This window comes from Ruegeria sp. N11 (assembly GCF_056531525.1).
Genome location: NZ_JBQFLX010000011.1, coordinates 103,131 through 121,090, shown reverse-complemented (window position 1 = coordinate 121,090; position 17,960 = coordinate 103,131). Strand labels below are relative to the sequence as shown.

At 56.5% G+C, this 17,960-nt stretch carries 15 protein-coding genes; 11 read left to right on the top strand and 4 right to left on the bottom strand.

The annotated features are described in order from the left end of the window. Positions 1-27: 27 nt before the first annotated feature. The 7 genes from ACR0J8_RS13430 to ACR0J8_RS13400 all read left to right on the top strand — a co-directional run bounded on the left by ACR0J8_RS13430 (position 28) and on the right by ACR0J8_RS13400 (position 7,529). The gene (locus ACR0J8_RS13430) at positions 28-1,050 is read left to right on the top strand and encodes a BMP family protein (protein WP_480441254.1); all 1,023 of its coding nucleotides are present in this window, start codon (positions 28-30) and stop codon (positions 1,048-1,050) included. Beyond that, a complete protein-coding gene (locus ACR0J8_RS13425; protein WP_480525354.1) occupies positions 1,050-2,588 on the top strand; it encodes an ABC transporter ATP-binding protein in 1,539 nt (512 codons plus the stop codon). Before ACR0J8_RS13430 ends, ACR0J8_RS13425 begins: the two co-directional genes overlap by 1 nt. After that, entirely contained in the window at positions 2,578-3,627 is a 1,050-nt protein-coding gene (locus ACR0J8_RS13420) for an ABC transporter permease (protein ID WP_480525356.1), read from the top strand. The genes ACR0J8_RS13425 and ACR0J8_RS13420 overlap by 11 nt, the downstream gene beginning before the upstream one ends. Beyond that, a complete protein-coding gene (locus ACR0J8_RS13415; RefSeq protein ID WP_480890653.1) occupies positions 3,627-4,571 on the top strand; it encodes an ABC transporter permease in 945 nt (314 codons plus the stop codon). The genes ACR0J8_RS13420 and ACR0J8_RS13415 overlap by 1 nt, the downstream gene beginning before the upstream one ends. Next, positions 4,571-5,845 carry an amidohydrolase family protein gene (locus tag ACR0J8_RS13410; protein ID WP_480525360.1) on the top strand — a complete coding sequence of 425 codons (1,275 nt, stop codon included), beginning with the start codon at positions 4,571-4,573 and terminating at the stop codon, positions 5,843-5,845. Before ACR0J8_RS13415 ends, ACR0J8_RS13410 begins: the two co-directional genes overlap by 1 nt. A 367-nt stretch (positions 5,846-6,212) precedes the next feature. After that, complete coding sequence (locus ACR0J8_RS13405; protein WP_480525362.1) at positions 6,213-6,590, top strand: SnoaL-like domain-containing protein; 378 nt, start codon at positions 6,213-6,215, stop codon at positions 6,588-6,590. 93 nt (positions 6,591-6,683) lie between these two features. Beyond that, positions 6,684-7,529, top strand: a complete 846-nt coding sequence (locus ACR0J8_RS13400) for a universal stress protein (RefSeq protein ID WP_480525364.1) — start codon at positions 6,684-6,686, stop codon at positions 7,527-7,529. Between the two features lie 83 nt (positions 7,530-7,612). Here ACR0J8_RS13400 and ACR0J8_RS13395 read toward each other — a convergent pair whose 3' ends face one another. Together ACR0J8_RS13395 and ACR0J8_RS13390 are read right to left on the bottom strand one after the other, a co-directional pair. Then, positions 7,613-8,164: a flavodoxin domain-containing protein gene (locus tag ACR0J8_RS13395; protein ID WP_480525366.1), complete on the bottom strand. Its 552-nt coding sequence runs from the start codon at positions 8,162-8,164 to the stop codon at positions 7,613-7,615. A gap of 310 nt (positions 8,165-8,474) precedes the next feature. Continuing rightward, positions 8,475-9,779, bottom strand: a complete 1,305-nt coding sequence (locus ACR0J8_RS13390; RefSeq protein ID WP_480525368.1) for a ferredoxin reductase family protein — start codon at positions 9,777-9,779, stop codon at positions 8,475-8,477. A 292-nt stretch (positions 9,780-10,071) separates the two neighbouring features. Here ACR0J8_RS13390 and ACR0J8_RS13385 point away from each other — a divergent pair, with 292 nt between their 5' ends. Then, positions 10,072-10,575 (top strand): Hsp20/alpha crystallin family protein, encoded by a 504-nt coding sequence (locus ACR0J8_RS13385; protein WP_480525370.1) that lies wholly within the window; start codon positions 10,072-10,074, stop codon positions 10,573-10,575. 321 nt (positions 10,576-10,896) lie between these two features. Further along, positions 10,897-12,387 carry a trypsin-like peptidase domain-containing protein gene (locus ACR0J8_RS13380; RefSeq protein ID WP_480890648.1) on the top strand — a complete coding sequence of 497 codons (1,491 nt, stop codon included), beginning with the start codon at positions 10,897-10,899 and terminating at the stop codon, positions 12,385-12,387. On the opposite strand, the gene ACR0J8_RS13375 is transcribed toward ACR0J8_RS13380, so the two are convergent. Further along, a complete protein-coding gene (locus ACR0J8_RS13375) occupies positions 12,388-14,004 on the bottom strand; it encodes an MFS transporter (RefSeq protein WP_480890645.1) in 1,617 nt (538 codons plus the stop codon). A gap of 45 nt (positions 14,005-14,049) precedes the next feature. Beyond that, positions 14,050-15,270 (bottom strand): APC family permease, encoded by a 1,221-nt coding sequence (locus tag ACR0J8_RS13370; protein ID WP_480525376.1) that lies wholly within the window; start codon positions 15,268-15,270, stop codon positions 14,050-14,052. Between the two features lie 607 nt (positions 15,271-15,877). Between ACR0J8_RS13370 and ACR0J8_RS13365 the strand changes: the two genes are divergently transcribed. Together ACR0J8_RS13365 and ACR0J8_RS13360 are read left to right on the top strand one after the other, a co-directional pair. Then, entirely contained in the window at positions 15,878-16,984 is a 1,107-nt protein-coding gene (locus ACR0J8_RS13365) for an MHYT domain-containing protein (RefSeq protein ID WP_480890642.1), read from the top strand. Between the two features lie 139 nt (positions 16,985-17,123). Continuing rightward, positions 17,124-17,957: an FAD binding domain-containing protein gene (locus tag ACR0J8_RS13360; RefSeq protein ID WP_480525380.1), complete on the top strand. Its 834-nt coding sequence runs from the start codon at positions 17,124-17,126 to the stop codon at positions 17,955-17,957. Positions 17,958-17,960 lie beyond the last annotated feature (3 nt).

Below are 17,960 nucleotides of genomic sequence, written 5' to 3'. Positions count from 1 at the left end.
CAACAAGGTCGATAGGGGGAATATGTCATGAAACGCGCCGAACTGCTTTACTCTGGAATTGATCGTCGGAGCCTGCTTTTGGGCGCGAGCGCCGCAGCCAGCCTCGCGACATTTCCCAAACGCCTCATTGCGCAAGAGCCTTTGAGCGTTGCGGGCATTTACACCGTTCCAGTTGAACAGCAATGGGTCAGCCGCATCCACATTGCGGCGGAAGCGGCGAAAGATGCGGGCCAGATAACTTATGCCTTTACCGAGAACACGGCCAATACCGACTATACCCGGGTCATGCGGGAATACGCCGAAGGCGGCGCCAAGCTGATCGTGGGCGAGATTTTCGGGGTCGAGGCAGAAGCACGGGAGGTGGTTCTGGATTACCCCGATACCGCGTTCCTGTTGGGTTCGTCTTTCCTTGAAGATCCGGCCCATCCCAATCTGGCCGTTTTCGACAACTATATTCAGGACGCTGCCTATCTTACCGGTATCATCGCCGGCGCCATGAGCGAGTCTGGCAATATCGGAATGGTTGGCGGTTTCCCGATACCAGAGGTCAATCGGCTCATGCACGCGTTCATGGCTGGCGTGCGCGAAATGAAACCCGACGCGACCTTCCAGGTTTCGTTCATTGGCTCGTGGTTCGATCCGCCCAAAGCGAAAGAGACGGCTTTTGCGATGATCGAAAACGGTGCAGACGTTATGTATGCCGAACGCTTCGGTGTTTCCGACGCGGCGCAGGAGCGCGGCGTTCTGGCAATCGGCAATGTCATCGACACTCAGGCGGACTATCCGGATACGGTGGTTGCCTCGGCGCTCTGGCATTTTGAGCCTACGATGCAAGCGGCTCTTGCGGCGGTCGCCGACGGCAGCTTTACGGCGGCCAATTACGGGCTTTATTCCTACATGAAGGAAGGCGGCTGCTCGCTCGCGCCTCTGGGCACATTCGAAGGCAAGGTGCCTGCCGATGCGATGGCGCTTGTTGCTGAACGAGAGGCTGCAATTCGGGCGGGTACTTATGTTGTGGAAGTGGACGATTCAGAGCCTGTGTCCTCCTGATGTCCAACGATAGTTCGGCGCAGGAGGTTGTCCTGCGCCTCAATGGCATCACCAAGCGATTTGGCAATTTAACGGCCAATGACTCGGTTGACGTGACGCTTCACCGGGGCGAGGTCATCGCGCTTCTTGGTGAGAACGGCGCTGGCAAGACAACGCTTATGAACATCCTGTTCGGGCACTATACTGCGGACGAAGGAACCGTAGAGGTGTTTGGTCAAGTCTTGCCTGCCGGTGCAACCGGTGCAGCGCTGCGGGCCGGTGTCGGCATGGTGCACCAGCATTTCACGCTTGCCAATAACCTTACTGTTCTCGAAAATATCCTTCTGGGCACTTCTTCCCTTTGGTCGTTGGGCCGTGGCCGCCATAAGGCGCAGTCACGCGTGATGAAACTGGCCGAAGAATTCGGGCTGGCCGTCGACCCATCGGCCAAGACAGGGCAGTTGTCGGTCGGCGAGCGGCAGCGCGTGGAAATCCTGAAGGCACTGTATCGCGATGCCCGCATCTTGATTTTGGATGAGCCGACAGCGGTGCTGACACCACAGGAAGCTGACGCGCTGTTCGAGACGCTGCGCCGCGCCGTCGATCAGGGCCTTTCCGTCATCTTTATTTCCCATAAGCTGCACGAGGTTATGGCAATCTCGGACCGGGTTCTTGTGCTGCGCCATGGCAAGCTGGTCGGGGAAACGCGTACAGACGAAACGACACCTCATGCCCTTGCTGAGCTTATGGTCGGGGAAGAGATTACCCAACCCGTTCCATCCGAGGCCAAGCCCGGTGCCGTTCTTCTAAGCTTGCGCGGTGTCTCTGCGCATCCGCCTGGGCACCGAACCGGCCTTCGAAACATCGATCTGGATCTGCGTGCAGGCCAGATAATGGGCCTTGCCGGTGTGTCCGGAAACGGGCAGGGCGCACTGGCCGATTTGCTGTCGGGCGAGGCCAGGCCAGAGAGCGGAGAGATGTGGCTTGGTCAGGAAAAGGCGCCTGCTTGGTCACCTCGCGCGTCCCTTGCGGCCCGGATCGGGCGCATTCCCGAGGACCGCCACAGCACTGGCAGCATTGCAGATTTCTCGTTGACCGAAAATGCCATCCTTGAAAGCTACAGGAACCCGGGGATCAGCCGAGCAGGTTGGATGCGCTGGGCCGCGGCACAAGCCTTCGCGCAGAAGGTGATCGCGCGATACGATGTGCGTTGTCCCGGTCCGGATACGCGAATTCGTCTGCTTTCGGGCGGCAATATGCAGAAACTCATCCTCGGGCGGGTTCTTGAATCCGATCCGGAAATCATCCTCGCCAACCAGCCCGTGAGAGGGCTTGATATTGGGGCCGTAACCTACGTTCAGGAGCGTCTGATAGCAGCCAGAGATGCGGGCGCGTCGATCCTGCTGATCTCGGAAGACTTGGACGAAATCATGGGGCTTGCGGATGTGATCCGGGTGATGTCCGACGGCCGGCTCTCGCCTGAGTTCCCCCGTGGAACGATAACCCCCGCCGAGCTTGGGCGGTGGATGGCCGGGGAGGGGTTTGAACGTGCGGCTTGAACCGATTGCCAAACCGTCCCTCGCCCGATCCGTGGGATTTCCAGCGGTGGCACTGGGGCTTTCGATCGTTGTGGTATCTTTTCTCGTTCTACTTGCAGGGGCCAATCCTTTCGCCACGTTGGGACTGATACTGAAAGGAGCCGCAGGTTCGAAGTTCGCCGCGCTTGAGACCCTGAACCGGGCAACACCTTTGATCTTCACAGGTCTGGCGGTAGCCGTCGCCTTTCGCGCAAAGCTGTGGAACATCGGGGCGGAAGCACAGCTTTACATTGGCGCGCTTGTTACAGTCCTCTTCGGGACGTCGGCGTTGGGCCTGCCGGGGCCGCAACCACTGATATTGGTCGGTCTCGCCTCGATGCTGGGAGGGGCGCTGATGCTGCTGGGCCCGGTCATTCTCAAGACGCGTTTCGGCGTTGATGAAGTGGTGACGACTCTGCTGCTCAACTTCATCGTGCTTCTTTTCATCTCGCTTCTGCTGGAGGGACCGCTCAAGGATCCCATGGGGATGGGGTGGCCGAAATCGCCCAGGCTGGATGCAGAAGCGCGCCTTCCTCGGATTGTCGAAGGACTTCGTCTGCACTGGGGCTTTGCGCTTGCTCTGATCTGTGCCGTGGTCGTCTGGGTGATTGAGACCCGCACCACGCTTGGCTACGAAATCCGGGCTGTGGGTCAGAACCCGACGGCTGCCCGTTTCGCGGGTATCCCAGTAAATCTTGTGCTCTTGAAGACCGCGTTTCTTTCGGGCGGACTCGCGGCTTTGGCGGGGTTTTCGGAAGTCGCGGGGCTCAAGGGGTCCCTTACGCTGGATCTGAGTCCGGGCTTTGGCTACACAGGCATTATCGTCGCCATGCTTGCGCTACTTCACCCTCTTGGCGTCGTTCTTTCGGCGATTTTCGTAGCGGGCGTATTCGTCGGTGCCGACGGTATGAGCCGCGCCGCGAGCGTTCCCACCTATATCGCAGACCTTCTATTGGCGACCGCACTTTTGTTCATGGTCCTCGCCATCTTGCTGACGCGGTTCAGGATCGTGAGGGGCTGATGGAGATCTTCGATATCCTCCTCTCTGCCAGTTTTTGGGCAGCTGCTGTGCGCATTGCTTCTCCGTTGATCTTTGCGACGATGGGAGAGTTGATCTGCGAACGCGCGGGGGTTCTGAACCTCGGGATCGAAGGAAACATGGTGGCCGGCGCCTTTGCCGGTTGGATGGCGGTCTATGCCGGTACCGGACTGTGGACCGGTGTTTTCATTGCGATGCTGGCAGGTATGCTTTTCGGGCTTTTGCATGCGACGCTCACAGTGCCCTTTGGGTTGTCGCAGCATGTCGTGGGGCTTGGGATTACGCTTCTGGCGACATCAGCCGCCTATTATGCGTATCGCCTGGCCCTGCCGGAAGTCTCAAGCCCCCCGCGGATAACACCCTTTCAACCATTTGAGGTTCCGGTACTGTCGAAGATACCCGTTCTGGGGCAGGCGCTGTTCAACCAAACCCCGTTAACCTATCTGGCCTTTGTTATCGTTGGCGTAACTGCCTTCGTACTGTACCGGACGCCGCTGGGGCTGGCCCTGCGGGCAGCCGGAGAAAACCCGTCTGCAGTAGAGGCTCAGGGCCTTTCCGTTACCGCGCTTAGAATGGGGGCGGTCATCATGGGGTCTGGTCTGATGGCTGTCGGGGGGGCGTTCCTCACCATGTCGGCTTTTGACAGCTTTTTCTTCGAGATGGTCAACGGGCGCGGCTGGATCTGTATCGCATTGGTGGTTTTCGGTGCTTGGCGGCCAGGCAAGGCATTGTTGGGTGCGCTACTTTTCGCTGCCTTCGATGCCCTGCAAATCCGCCTGCAGCAGACGGGGCTGGGGGCCCTCGTTCCCTACCAGATCTTCTTGATGATCCCTTACATCCTGTCGATCCTGGCATTGATCCTGATGTCGCGTCGTGCCGAAGTGCCAGCGGCGCTGATGATACCCTACAACCGCGGAGAACGCTGATGGCAAGCTTCGATATTCTTGTGAAGGGCGGGAACCTGCCCGACGGAAACGTCGCCGATATCGGAATAACAGGCGACCGTATCACGGCAATGGGGCAGTTGGACGGTGCCGAGGCTGGTACAATCATCGACGCGACCGGCGACCTGGTCTCGCCGCCCTTTGTCGACCCCCATTTTCATTTGGATGCAACGCTTAGCTATGGCATCCCTCGAATAAACGCATCGGGCACGCTGCTGGAGGGGATCGGCCTTTGGGGCGAACTCAAGCAGGTGACTACGGCCGATGAAATGGTCGACCGTGCGCTTTCATACTGCGACTGGGCGGTCTCTATGGGCCTGCTTGCGATCCGGAGCCATGTGGACACCTGCGATGACAGCCTGAAGGGCGTCGAGGCGATGTTGCATGTGCGCGAAGTCGTTCGGCCTTACCTGGATCTTCAGCTTGTCGCCTTTCCGCAAGACGGTCTGCTGCGTGACCCCACTGCCCATGCCAATACATTGCGGGCGCTCGACATGGGGGTCGATGTCGTCGGCGGTATCCCACATTTTGAGAGGACCATGGCGGATGGTGCTGACTCGGTCCGTATCCTGTGCGAAATCGCCGCTGAACGGGACCTGCCGGTCGACATGCATTGTGACGAAACCGACGATCCTAATTCTCGGCATATCGAAACATTGGCTTATGAAACGACGCGACTGGGATTGCAGGGGCGGGTGGCAGGGTCTCACCTGACCTCAATGCATTCCATGGACAACTACTATGTCTCAAAGCTGCTTCCTCTGATCGCCGAGGCCGAAATCAGCGCCATTCCGAACCCACTGATCAACATTATGCTTCAGGGTCGGCACGACACTTTCCCGAAACGGCGCGGGCTGACCCGGGTGAAGGAAATGCAGGCTAAAGGTATCCGAGTTGGCTGGGGACAGGATTGTGTGCGCGACCCCTGGTATTCGCTGGGAACCGCAGACATGCTTGACGTTGCTTTCATGGGGTTGCACGTCGCTCAGATGTCGTCTCCAGAAGATATGAGGCGGTGTTTTGACATGGTTACGGTTGAAAATGCTGCAATCCTCGGACTTGAAGACTATGGCCTTTACGAGGGCGCCATGGCCTCGCTGTTGGTTCTGGACGCCGGGGACCCCATTGAAGCTGTCCGCCTGAGACCTGATCGGTTGGTGGTGATCTCAAAGGGAAATGTGGTTTCCAGAAAGCAACGCAACGATAGCCATCTCGCCCTTCCTGATCGGCCGAAAAGCGTGCGTAGGCGGCACTAGGGTTTATGTGACGGTCTCGTCATGATTTTTCTTTGAAGGGTCGGGGGCTTTCGTAGCCTCACTCAATGGTTTTACGATTGGACTGGACGAACTATAGCCCGGTCTAGTCTGCGTTCTGTTTTGCGTACAAGCTACTGTTAATAAATAAAAAGTGGAAACGCGACATTTGCGTGAATCCCGTTTTGAAACCACTATCTGGATCGATGAACCGTAGCTGAAAATCATGAAATAGCTGGGTGTGCCTTGACCCGTTTACCAAGGCGGACCGCAGGAAATGCTGGCGAGTCGGGTCTCTGACCTCATTGATCTTTGTCAATATTGGCAAGGGTCAGAAGTGATACAATCGGCGATAACAAAGGGGGTTCCCATGGAAGACTTAGTCCAAATTGGAAGAGCATTTGTTCAGGCCATGCGTGATCGCAGGGGGCTTGTGAGTGTTGACGAAATGTACGCCGAAAACGCCCAGTCAATTGAGGCGGTTGTGCCGCCGGTTCGACAGTTTCGTATCACAAAAGGTCGGGACGCCATCAAGGGAAAGAGAGAGGACTGGCTGGCAGCGCATGAATTCCACGAACTCGATGTAGACGGACCCTATGTGCATCCACCCAACCGCTTTGCAGTGCGATTTAGTGCCGAAGTAACCCAGAAGGCCACAGGAAAACGTATGACCCTGAGCGAGATCGCCGTCTATTCGGTGGCAGAAGGCAAGATCGTAATGGAAGAGTTCTTCATGTTGCCGAAGTAGGAAGAACTACCATCATCTAAGTGGCTGCTTTTGTTGGGTTTGTGCGCTCGGCGAGTTTCCTGCCCGCAGTGACATCCTGGAGGGAGATCCGGTATGCAACGCAGAACTTCGACGTATTTCATTGGCGCGGATACTAGCGATGTATCGTTACTTGAATGCGCCGATGCTGCCCAACGTCAGCGCGGCCATTTGACTTGCCTTCTGATCGCGGCGCTACCGAACCTGCCTTACTTGAAGTACGGATCCAGCAAATTTGTCGAGGCTGGACTGCCCGCGAACTGGTTGGATCAATTGGAAAAGAAAAAGGAGACCTTAAAGGCCCGGGCCGCTGAAGTTGAAGCACTGCTTGCGCGTTCGAGCGTATCGGCAAGCGTCACGGTTTTCATGGGTTCCGGTGCGGACTTTAAGACTCTGGCGGCACGCCAATCGTACTGCTGTGATGTAGCATACCTGGACCCGAAACTGCGCAATGACCCCGAAGTGTTTCACGAGGTTAGCCATGGCGTGTTGTTCCATTCGCCAGTCGCCATGATGGTCAACGGAGACCCACATACCCAACGCGAGCGCATTTTTCTGGCGTGGAACGATAGTCTTGCTGCATCCAGAGCGGCCCATTTGGCTTTACCCTATTTTCTGGAAGCTAAGGAAGTTGTGATTGGTTGTTTCGATCAGCCGTTAGTACATGATCCGGAAAGTCAGGACCCCGGTACGGACATCGCTGCATGGCTCAGACACCACGGCTGTAGCGTGACCGTAGCGCAATTCCCGAGCGGCGGTCTGCCGATCGAACAGTGCATACAGGAACGTGCTAAGGAGGCCGGCTCTGACCTTATCGTCATGGGCGCTTACGGGCACTCATACTTGCGCGAGTCGATTTTTGGTGGAACTACAAGGGCCATGCTGGAACAAACCGGTCTTCCGGTTCTATTTGCGCACTGACTGACGCAAGTGGACGTCCAGTGTTTGTCTGGGTTCGACGGTCAGGTCCTAACATTATGAAATAATGGGTTCAGTGTATTGAGTTAGGAATTGTCTGATATTGTCCGGTAGTTCCCATCCAGAAACCCCTTCACAATCGACGTGAGTTCGTCCCAGTCTGTGAATTCCCGCGCGCCATCTCTCGGATCGATTTTCCGGCCCAACAAGACGACGTGTTTAACGATCTCTTTCTCAAAATATCCGTAGCTGTCGGGTCTCACCGCGCCTGCGACCAATGCTGACGCATCTGGTTCGAAACTCGTTCGCAACAACATCTCGGTGAGATAATCGCGGGCTTCCTCGCGCCCCGATGCAAAGGCCGCCTTTAGTCCCACAGAAAGCACGAGCGATTTTCGTTTCGCCAACTCGTCTTTGAACGACGCGATAAATGCTTCGAATGAGGCAGGGTGTCGACGTTCGTGAACAGGAGCCAACAGAACAACCCGATCCACATCGTCCAGTTTTACCTGACCGGGAAGTCGATCGGTATTGATCAATCTTGTGTCAAAGCCGGATTTCTTCGCGACATTGCTGATAAAATGCGCAATTTTGGCCGTCTGGCCCTCAACAGTGGCAAAGACGATAAGTACTGTCATTCCGATCCTCCCACAAATCGGTCTGAGAAGCGTTTCAAGTATTATGAATTGGCGTGAGTTCGCCTTTGATCTTAATCAAAGGCGCAAGTTGAGGCTGGCGATTCCAATACATTGAACGTGTTTCTGAAATTTGCATGACGACGCCTTACGCGGGGAAGAATTTCTGCTGTGATGGCTGGTCTTCTCTGCACTACCCAGTGGACGTCCGCGCTATCTCAGGGCAAATAAAAAGATTGCGACGCAAACAGTAACATTGATGGACCACACTGCCAGTTTGACCCGTCGGCGCGCGGACAGGTTTCTAAACGGATCAATCATAGTCAAACCTTTCAGACAGAACCCGATGCGAAGGTGTTCCCCGGGCAACAAGGTGATCTTCGACAGTGTCCATCATGGCAGTGGGGCCGCAGAGTACGAAAAGCCAGTTGTCATAATGTTCTGAAGAAAGCGTTCGGTCCAAGAGGGCGCCGTCGATCCAACCTGTTTCACCGCTCCAGTTCTTCGGGGGCTCGGATAGAACAAATACAGTATCTTCCCTGGTCAGTTCTTCCCGATAAACAATCTGCTCCTCGATCCGGTTTCCATAGATGAGCTTGATATCGCGTTGCTCTGCGCTCAGACGAACTTGGCGCAGTATGCTGAGCAATGGGGCGATGCCGACACCACCTGCGATCAGAACAATGCCTTGTTCAGCGCGTTTGCCGACCGAAAGGTTCCCGTGGGGGCCATCGAGATAGGCCAGCGTATCCGGCGCGATTTGCCCGAGACTGCCTGTGAAATCCCCAAGCTCTTTTATCACGAATGAAACTTCAGGACCTTCACCCGGTGCCGAGCTAATCGAAAACGGGTTCTCGCGCTGTGAAAAGACGTTGTGCCCCACATTGAGCCAGGCAAACTGGCCCGCTTCAAAGCTGAGGCCCGGGTGACCGTCCGGTTTGAGGCGCAATTCCCATTGCTTCGGTGTCAGCCGAGTGACCGAGGAAACACGCCACGGTTTTCGCATCTTAAACAAGGGGCGGACGAGATAGACATAAAGCAGAGTACCAACAGCAATGCCGGTCATTGCGAGCCACAGAAATGTGAGTGACGGATGCCCACCGTAGCGTCCTGCATAGATTGTGTGATGAAGTAGCAAACCGGCCAATGCCAGAGCACCGAGACCGTGCAAAAGACGCCATGTTTCGTATTTGTATTCAAGGCTTTTTCGGGCGACCGCCGAGGCGACCAGAACGACGATCAGGAAAAAGGCCCCAATCCCCGAGGACAGCACTGGAAAGTCTGTCGTAGTCGTCAGTTGGCGCGATACGTCCCACGGGCGGTGTCCGCCAGAAGGTGTGCCCTGGTAAAGTAGCGGGTGTATCAACGCAAAAACGAGTGCCGCGCGCGCCATCAGCTGATGCATGCGCATGGTCACATCCATGCCCACACCGGACGAAATGAACCTGAAGCGTCCGGAGAGCAGGAACTCTACCAGAATGATCGAAAATCCAATCATCCCCAGCCCGGATGCGAGTTCTTGGTGAAAAGATCGCGGTGGCCAGCCAAGTGACCAGGAAAAGCCCAACGGCGCCAAGATCAGCAGAACATAGATCAGCGCCAGATAGGGCCATTTCATATGGTTTTGCTCCACTGCGCCAGAGTTAGGCCATTCCCGCTGTCTCAAGGGGCTAGGCTAGGCGAGCCCCGGTTGGCGATCAAGCTTCCTGTGATCGGGTGTTTTCCCGTCCGGAACGCTATGCCCGTTGGAGTGCTGTCATGTTCCGAAATGGTGGCAGAAGACTGGCCGGTCCGAACGGCCAGGCGGGAAAAAGATGCGAGCATTCTCTTGCGCAAGATCAAGGTTCTTGACCGGGGTTTCTGCGATAATACGGCGTCCGTATAGCCGGACAAAAGGAGGAGGTTCAGAAATGCTTGAAGACAAAAAGTCCCCGCAACTTTTCACCGGAACGCATCCGCTCTCCGACAACTTTCGACGTGAAATGGAAACCCTGATGTCGCGGTTCTTAGGAGGCGGATCTCCGTTCTTACCGCTGGAAACGGCTGCGCAGCGCACGGGTCTGCCATCTCTTGATATGTCCGGCGCAATTTCCCCGGCCATTGATGTTCAGGAGACGGATACGGCAATCGTTCTGACGGCGGAATTGCCCGGTCTGGAAGAGGACGATGTTGAAATCGAAATCAAGGATCGCCGCCTCACCCTGCGAGGCCAGAAGAAGATCACACATGATGAGACGGGCGACCTGCGTGTCAGCGAAAGAAGCTATGGCAGCTTTTCACGGGCAATGACGCTGCCGGACACTGTTGATGTCGAGAATATCTCGGCCACCTTCGACAAGGGTGTTCTGAGCATCAACATGCCGAAAACCGAACCTCGGGATCCCAGCCGCAAGATCAAGGTTTCATCCAAGTAGGTGGCGTTTCGGCTGGTGCTTGAAACTGAAGGCCGATCATCGGTCGGCCTTCTGTGATTTGCAATCCAAGGAGTGTGCGGTTTGGTGAACCTGCTGGCACGGATTTGATGCTAAACTGACAGAGAAATCCAATCCTTCCTAGCACCCAAAACGAAGCAATAGGTTTTGTACAGCCGTGTGCTAAAGTACCTCTGCGTGGCCTTTGAAAAGGGGGCTAAAATGCGGAACTCAGACGCGGCTGACACAAGCTTATCGCCGTGCCCCGACGAGGGGGGCGTGCGTGCCCTCCTTGAAAATTTGACCGGACCGTCGCGCGGGAACGTGAGCTGGCTGGCCGACAATGCCCTTACTGTTTCGGTTGGTGAAAGCCGGGCGTTGAGTCTTCGCCCCAAAGACGACATGCCTCCGCACGACAACGATATCGCTGCTCTTCAGTGGGCGGACGGTGTCTATTCAATAACTGCGTCGTCTGGGCGTAATGTCTGGGTGAATGGGCGCAAAATATCGTCCGCGAGTCTCGGGCACGGCGATATGATCGAGTTCGGCGAGAAAGGCCCAATGTCTCGGTACAGGTTATGTAGCAAAACCTACCCGGCGCGTCATACGGTCGAAGAAATCCTAAGTGACGCCTACGCTTACGCCCGAACCAGCCGGCGGCCGTTTGCCAAAAGGATGTCCGGCGCGCTGCGCGACAGCGGTCGTCGGCTTGCGTCTCAGACGACAGTTCTGTTCAGGATCACGGTCGTCGCCGCACTTCTGCTGATCGCGGGCCTTGTGTTTCTGCTTTATCAAAACGATCAAAGGCTGGCGGACAGTATCCAACAGGAATCCCGCAAGATCGAAGCGGTTGCGGTGATGCTTGCACAGACACGTGAAGATGCGCTGACCCCGGATGATCTGGCCTCGCTGCGGGATGCCTTTGAAAACCAAGTCACGTCAACCGAGCAGCGTCTCGGAACCCTTGAACAGCGAGCAGGCGCGTCGACACGGGTAATTACCGCCTCATCTAAGTCTGTCGCATTCATTCAGGGTGCCTACGGGTTGCGTCATCTGGAAAGCGGGAAGCTCTTGCGGCACATGTTGGGGCCGGACGGAGAAAACCTGAAAACCCCGTTTGGGCAGCCCTGGATCGAACCGGACGGCACGGGCGAACCAGCTGAATTCCAGTTCACGGGAACCGGTTTTCTGCTGGAAGGTGTTCCGCTTATGGCCACCAATCGCCATGTTGCCTTGCCGTGGACGTCCCGCGACCGGGTGGACGCTTTGAAAAGTGCGGGGTTGGAAGCGGAAATGCTGAGGCTGCTGGCCTATTTGCCAGGTCAACCGGATCCGATTGAGGCCAAGTTGGAGAAGTTCAGCGAATCGGCCGATGTCGCTCTTTTGTCAGTAGCTCCTGATCGGGTTCAGGGGCTGGGCGTGCCGTTGGCGGATGAACCGCCAAACGCAGGGGAAGAAGTCTACCTGTTGGGATACCCGACAGGCCTGAAGGCGCTGATTGCGCAGGCGGGGCCGGGCTTTCTTCAAACGCTGGAGAAGGAAGGTTCGGTCAATTTCTGGTCCGTAGCGTCCCGATTGTCCGAGCAAAGCAAGATTCATCCGCTGGCCAGCCGGGGGATCGTTGCCAGAGCAAGCCCGGGTTCCATCGTTTACGACGCCGAAACCACAACCGGCGGAAGCGGAGGACCCGCCTTGAACCGGCGAGGCGAGGTAGTCGCCATCAACGCCGCGATCCTGCCTGAGTTTGGCGGCTCCAACATTGGCGTTCCGGTTGCGCACCTCAAAGAACTGTTGAGCGAGGCAGAAGGCCTGTAGTCAGTCGCTTGTTCGGAAGCGGGACTTCTGTACAAGGAAAACCGCCGCCAGCGGGACCGTGACAGTGATCAGGGCGGCTGCAATCAGCAGATACCCGAGTTGGCTGTAGTCGGCAGTCGAGGTAACGACACCCGTTTCCGGATTGGTCACCGCGCGTGTAACGACGAATGTTTGGTTCAGGTATTTTGTTCCGAGACTGGCCGCCGACAACGCCATGTTGGTGAACGATGCCATCACCGCAAAAAAGGTCGCTTTCAGTTGGACCGGGGCGTTGCGCGCGATCCAGGCCAGCAACGGGACCATGGCAATTTGCCCAAGAGGCGATTCAACAGCCGTGTCGAGAATGGCAATGAACCTGGCGTCGACAACTCCGCCTGTATGCGCTGCCGTCCATTCATGAACGCCGTAGTAAAGGGCAAGGTTTGGAAGAGAGAGCAGACCAGCCGCGATCGTAAGCACCACCACCACGTGAGCGATTGAGCGTTTGGCCATGAATGGCCGCAGGACGATCAATCCAAGCAATGCCAGCAAGGACGTCAGCAGAGCCAGGATTGCCAAAAACTGCTCGTCGAACCCCAATTCGTCAATTTCAAACCACGTCAGTCCCGGCCCCGGCAGCGGAACTGCACGGAACACGAAAATGATTATTGCCGTACCGACCAGGGCTTTCGCCTGGGCGGGTTCCAGTTCTTTCAGAAGACGGGACATGAGGTACAGGATCACCGTGAGAGAAACGGCAAAGACTACCTCTTGCGCAAACTCGAATTCCGCGGTTCCCAACACAATGCTGAACACAACAAACGCGAAGCCACCCAGCAATATTGACCATTTGACCTCGGTCACCTCATCCGGGGTATGCAGTGGGTGACCCTGACGAAGCCGCTGACGTTGTATCAGTGAGTGCAGCACCACACCGCTGACGGACAGCACAGGGATGATCAACGCAATCAGGTAAACCTGGCCGTAGAGAGCAAGCCGGTCAGACTTTTGCAGATCTTCCGTTCCTGAGAATATCCAGATGTTGACGGCCGCAACCGCTGCAAACCCTGAGATGATCGAAACTCTGCCCAAGGTCTGCATTGTCGTGTGCTGGGCGCGGGTTTCTTCAGGCGTAAACGCAAGGCCGTCCTGATCGACCTTGGGAACGGCCTCGACCGTCATGGCGTCGGCGACGACATCCTGAATGGCATAGCCGGAAGGCGCCAGAAGCAGGGCGACAACATACCAGTCTTCCAGCGGCATGACGCCGGCCATCCGAACGGGCGCGGTCACAAGCCCGTACATTGTGAGCAGGGACAGGGTAATCAGGGACGCGCCAAACAGGATCAACAGGGATTTCCAGCGCCAGAACAGATCCACGATGTGGCCCAGCGGCATTTTGAGAATCCAGGGAAGACCGGCCCAAAATGCCAGACCTGCGACAAAAGACGCTGATAAATCGAGGTAATCCTTCAGAAAAAAAGCACCGACAACCGAGGTCAAACCGGAGACGCCAGCCGCGAAGTAGACCATCAAAGGCGGCAGATAGGACCATTGCAATTGCTGAGCCAGATCCACAAAGGTTCTGTGCCACCAATCTGAGAGCTGCGTTCCTGTCGAAGATCGGTCAGTGGTCATATGCCAACCTGGAATTGCTGATGGCCCGTTTGCCTTTGCATTTAGTTAGAGAAATCCAGCTCCGAAAAGCAATGCACTGGTGATCACGCCAAGGATCGGAACGAAAAGAGGCACCCGGAAGTGTTCTTCAGACCCGTTCGGTTTCACCTTCAGAAGGATCAGCGAGATATTGACGAGGACAAAGACCCCTAGAACAATCTGTGATGTGCGCTCCGCCAAGATCCCAATCGGTACGGTTTGGGTCAGAAGAAGGATTGTTGCGACAACGAGCAGTGTGGCAACCACAGGCGTCTGGGTTGCTTTAGGCACAATGGCCAGGGCTTTTGGCAGGTGGTCCCTGTCAGCCAGCCCATAGATCACCCGCGATGCCATGATCATCTGGATCAGGACGCCATTGACCGTCGCCACGATCGCAACTGCGGAAAAACCCTGTTTGATCACCTCGGGGGCATTTGCAAAAACAAGTGCAAGCGGCGCAGCAGACGCTGATAGAACATCAATCGGGACAACCAGCAGCACCGTCAGCGATGTTCCAAGATACAGTATCGTCGCCAGTATGAGCGTCAGCAAAATTGCTTTCGGGATGGTACGAACAGGGTCAATCACTTCTTCGGCGACATTTGCCATGTCCTCAAAACCGACAAATGCAAAAAAAGCGAGAAGAGATGCAGCGAAGATGCCTCGCCACGCTTCAAGCTCAAGTGGAGGGAGCATGGAGCTGACATTATATCCCTGCGGGTCCTGAACCGACATGCCCCAGCCGATCACAAATAGAAGCCCTGCAATCTCGATGATCGTGATGGCCGCAGCAACCAGTACCGATTCCGTGATCCCCCACAGGGCAATAAGCCCCATAATCAACACAACGCTGACAGTCAGAAATGGTATTGCCAGACCCGTTAATGCGTGAAGATAGGAGGCTGCGCCTATCGCGACGGCAGAGGCCGAGATAACGCCCGAGGCCGCAACCGCCAGACCGACCAGCATTGCCATCCAGTTTTTCTGAAATCCCGCTTCGACATAGGCTGCCTCTCCTGCGCTGACCGGAAATCGCGTTGCGAGTTCCGCATATGAAAGTGCGGTCAGTGAGACGACGAGTGCAGCCACGACAAACGAAAACGCGGCATACGGGCCGGCTATGTCCGCCGTCGCGCCGACGAGCACATAAATTCCTGCTCCGACCGTTACGCCCAGGCCATAAAGCGTCAGCAACGGTGCTGTAAGGGCCCGCTTGAGTTTCTGTTCTGGCGGTTCAAAGGTGCTCATCAGGGTTTATACCGAATGTCTTGCTGGCACGTCGCCAGCGGTGTCGTTGTTGTCACCGTCCGCATTTGGCGGTGCGGCCAGGTCTTGCGATCCAATTCGCGCCGTATTCCTTGCGTCTCAACGTTCAGGCTCTTTGGCGGCTTGTGAACAAAGAGGGGGCTCGCCACCACTCCTGCCGAGCCCCCGTGTGGAACGTCCACGCTATTCAAATTCCGCTCACTGTCATGTTTGCTTGGGGACAGGTCAGTGAACGTAGATCATGATTAATATTCGTATTTCACTATATGAAGGTTGCAAGTGCATTGATCTGTGTCAATCGGTACGTTCTGCGGGCCTCGTTTGGTTGCTTTGGAAAAGACAGTGATCTCCAGTGACTTTAGAGTTGATATGGTGCTTTGGTTGTGAAGTTCTGGAAATGTGAGGTGCCATTGGTGGCGGTCGCCAAACGTCGAAATAACCGGCCAGCACGAAACAGAACGTTTTCGTTGAATTCCGTCTTAGTCACAGGGTCCAAAAAGATTTAACTGATGGATCATACGAGCCGATTGTGCCAATAAAACAGGTTTGTTAACGTCGTCCCCGCGCCAGGGAGGGCGCATGTACCTACATGTTGGACTATTCGCATAACGGCTGGCTTGTGGCGGCATCGCTTGCCGTGGCATTGATGGCCGGTTTTACCGGGCTCTATCTGACGCATGGAGCCTCAAAGCTGAACGACCAAAGACGCAAGTTCATCGTCGCTCTGGCTGCGATCATTCTGGGTGGCGGCATCTGGTCCATGCACTTTGTGGCAATGCTGGGTTTGCAACTGCCAATTCTGTTTTATTACGACGCGCTGATCACATTGATTTCAGCTTTGGTGGCAATTCTGATGGTCGGTCTGGCCCTGCTGCTTTTGCATTTCCGTCCCCGGACGGTGCAAACAATGATCGGCGCCGGTGTCATCGTCGGCCTAGGAATTGTGGTGATGCATTACGTGGGTATGTCAGGGATGCAGCTTTGCCGCCCGGTCTACAATGCCTGGGATGTGGCAATTGCAACGCTAGCGTCGGTTATGCTCTCCGTTGCCGCCATTTGGGTTGCGTACGACAATCGAACCCAGCGCAATATCCTGCTGGGCACGGCCTGTTTTGGCCTGGCTGTATTCACGATGCACTTCGTGGCAACCGGCCTGACCGACTTTGTCGCGACGGACAACGCAGGCGGAGCCGGACCGGCCTTGAACAATCAGGTCCTGGCGATGGGTGTGACTGTTTCGGTGTTTCTGATTTGTGGTGCCTTTCTGCTGACCGGCATTTCGTTTGTCGGCCCCGAGACGGCCACCGGCGCTGCTCCTTCTGTGGAACCCGAACCCGAACCCGAACCGGCGCCGGTCGTACCGCGTGCAGGTGTTCCGTACGAGCGTGACGGCCAAACCTTCTTTGCCCAGCCCGGAAAAATAGCCGCAATCCGGGCCGAGGGGCATTACACCGTGCTGTATATGGATGCCGATAAGCTTTTCTGCCCCTGGTCGATTACCGAGGCCGAAAGCCGGCTAAAACCAGATGGTTTCCTGCGGGCGCATCGCAGCTATCTGGTCAATCCCGAACATGTCTCAAGCTTTGAGAGGCACAAGGACAACGGCACCTGCTACTTCGACGGGGTTGCGGCGTTGACCAAGGTTCCGGTCAGCCGATCCCGGCTGACGGACATTCGCGAGGCGCTGGGCCTTTAGTCGCAACTCGTGCAGCTCATTCGCGTTTCGTGAAACAAGCTGCGCGCCCCGTTTCCACCCGCTGGAATGGCTGAACACAGTGTTCTTTCCTTACCTCAGGTCCCCCAAGGCATACCGCTCGGACCCAGGGAGGAAAAACATGATACCAGCCGGTTTTGAGTATCACCGGCCAGGCGACATCGCCTCGGCCATTGGAATTCTGCAGGAACACGGAGATGAGGCGCGCGTGATCGCAGGCGGCCACAGCCTGATCCCGATGATGAAGCTTCGCATGGCCGAGATGGGCCATCTGGTTGATCTGCAGGCCATTGATGAACTGAAAGGCATCGAGATCGGGGCTGAAACCGTCTCGCTGGGCGCGATGGTCACTCAGCATGAGTTGATCACGCATGACGGTCTGGCATCGGCCGTTCCGTTGATCCGCGAGGCCGCGTTGCAGATCGCTGATCCTCAGGTGCGTTATATGGGTACCGTTGGCGGCAACGTCGCCAACGGTGATCCGGGCAACGACATGCCTGGCCTGATGCAGTGTCTGAACGCGACGTTCGAACTGTCTGGTCCTGATGGCAACCGCAGCGTGGCAGCCCGCGATTTCTATGAGGCTGCCTATTTCACCGCGCGCGAGGATGAGGAAATCCTGACCCGGATTTCGATCCCGGTACCGGGGGTGGGCGTCGGACAGGCGTATGAAAAGCAGAAGCGCAAGATCGGCGACTACGCGACCGCTGCGGCCGCGGTGATGGTTGGCAACGGTCAGGCATCGGTCGCTATGACCAATCTGGCGGATACGCCCATCTGGTCTGAGGCGGCCAGTAGAGCGTTGGCCGGCGGCGACGTCGACGGCTGCGTCGCAGCAATGCTCGAAGCGATTGATCCAGTGGCTGACAATCGCGGCCCCGTCGAATTCAAAAAACACGTGGCGGCCGTGATGCTGCGCCGCGCCATAGACCGTGCGCAAAGCCGCGCGGTCTGAGGG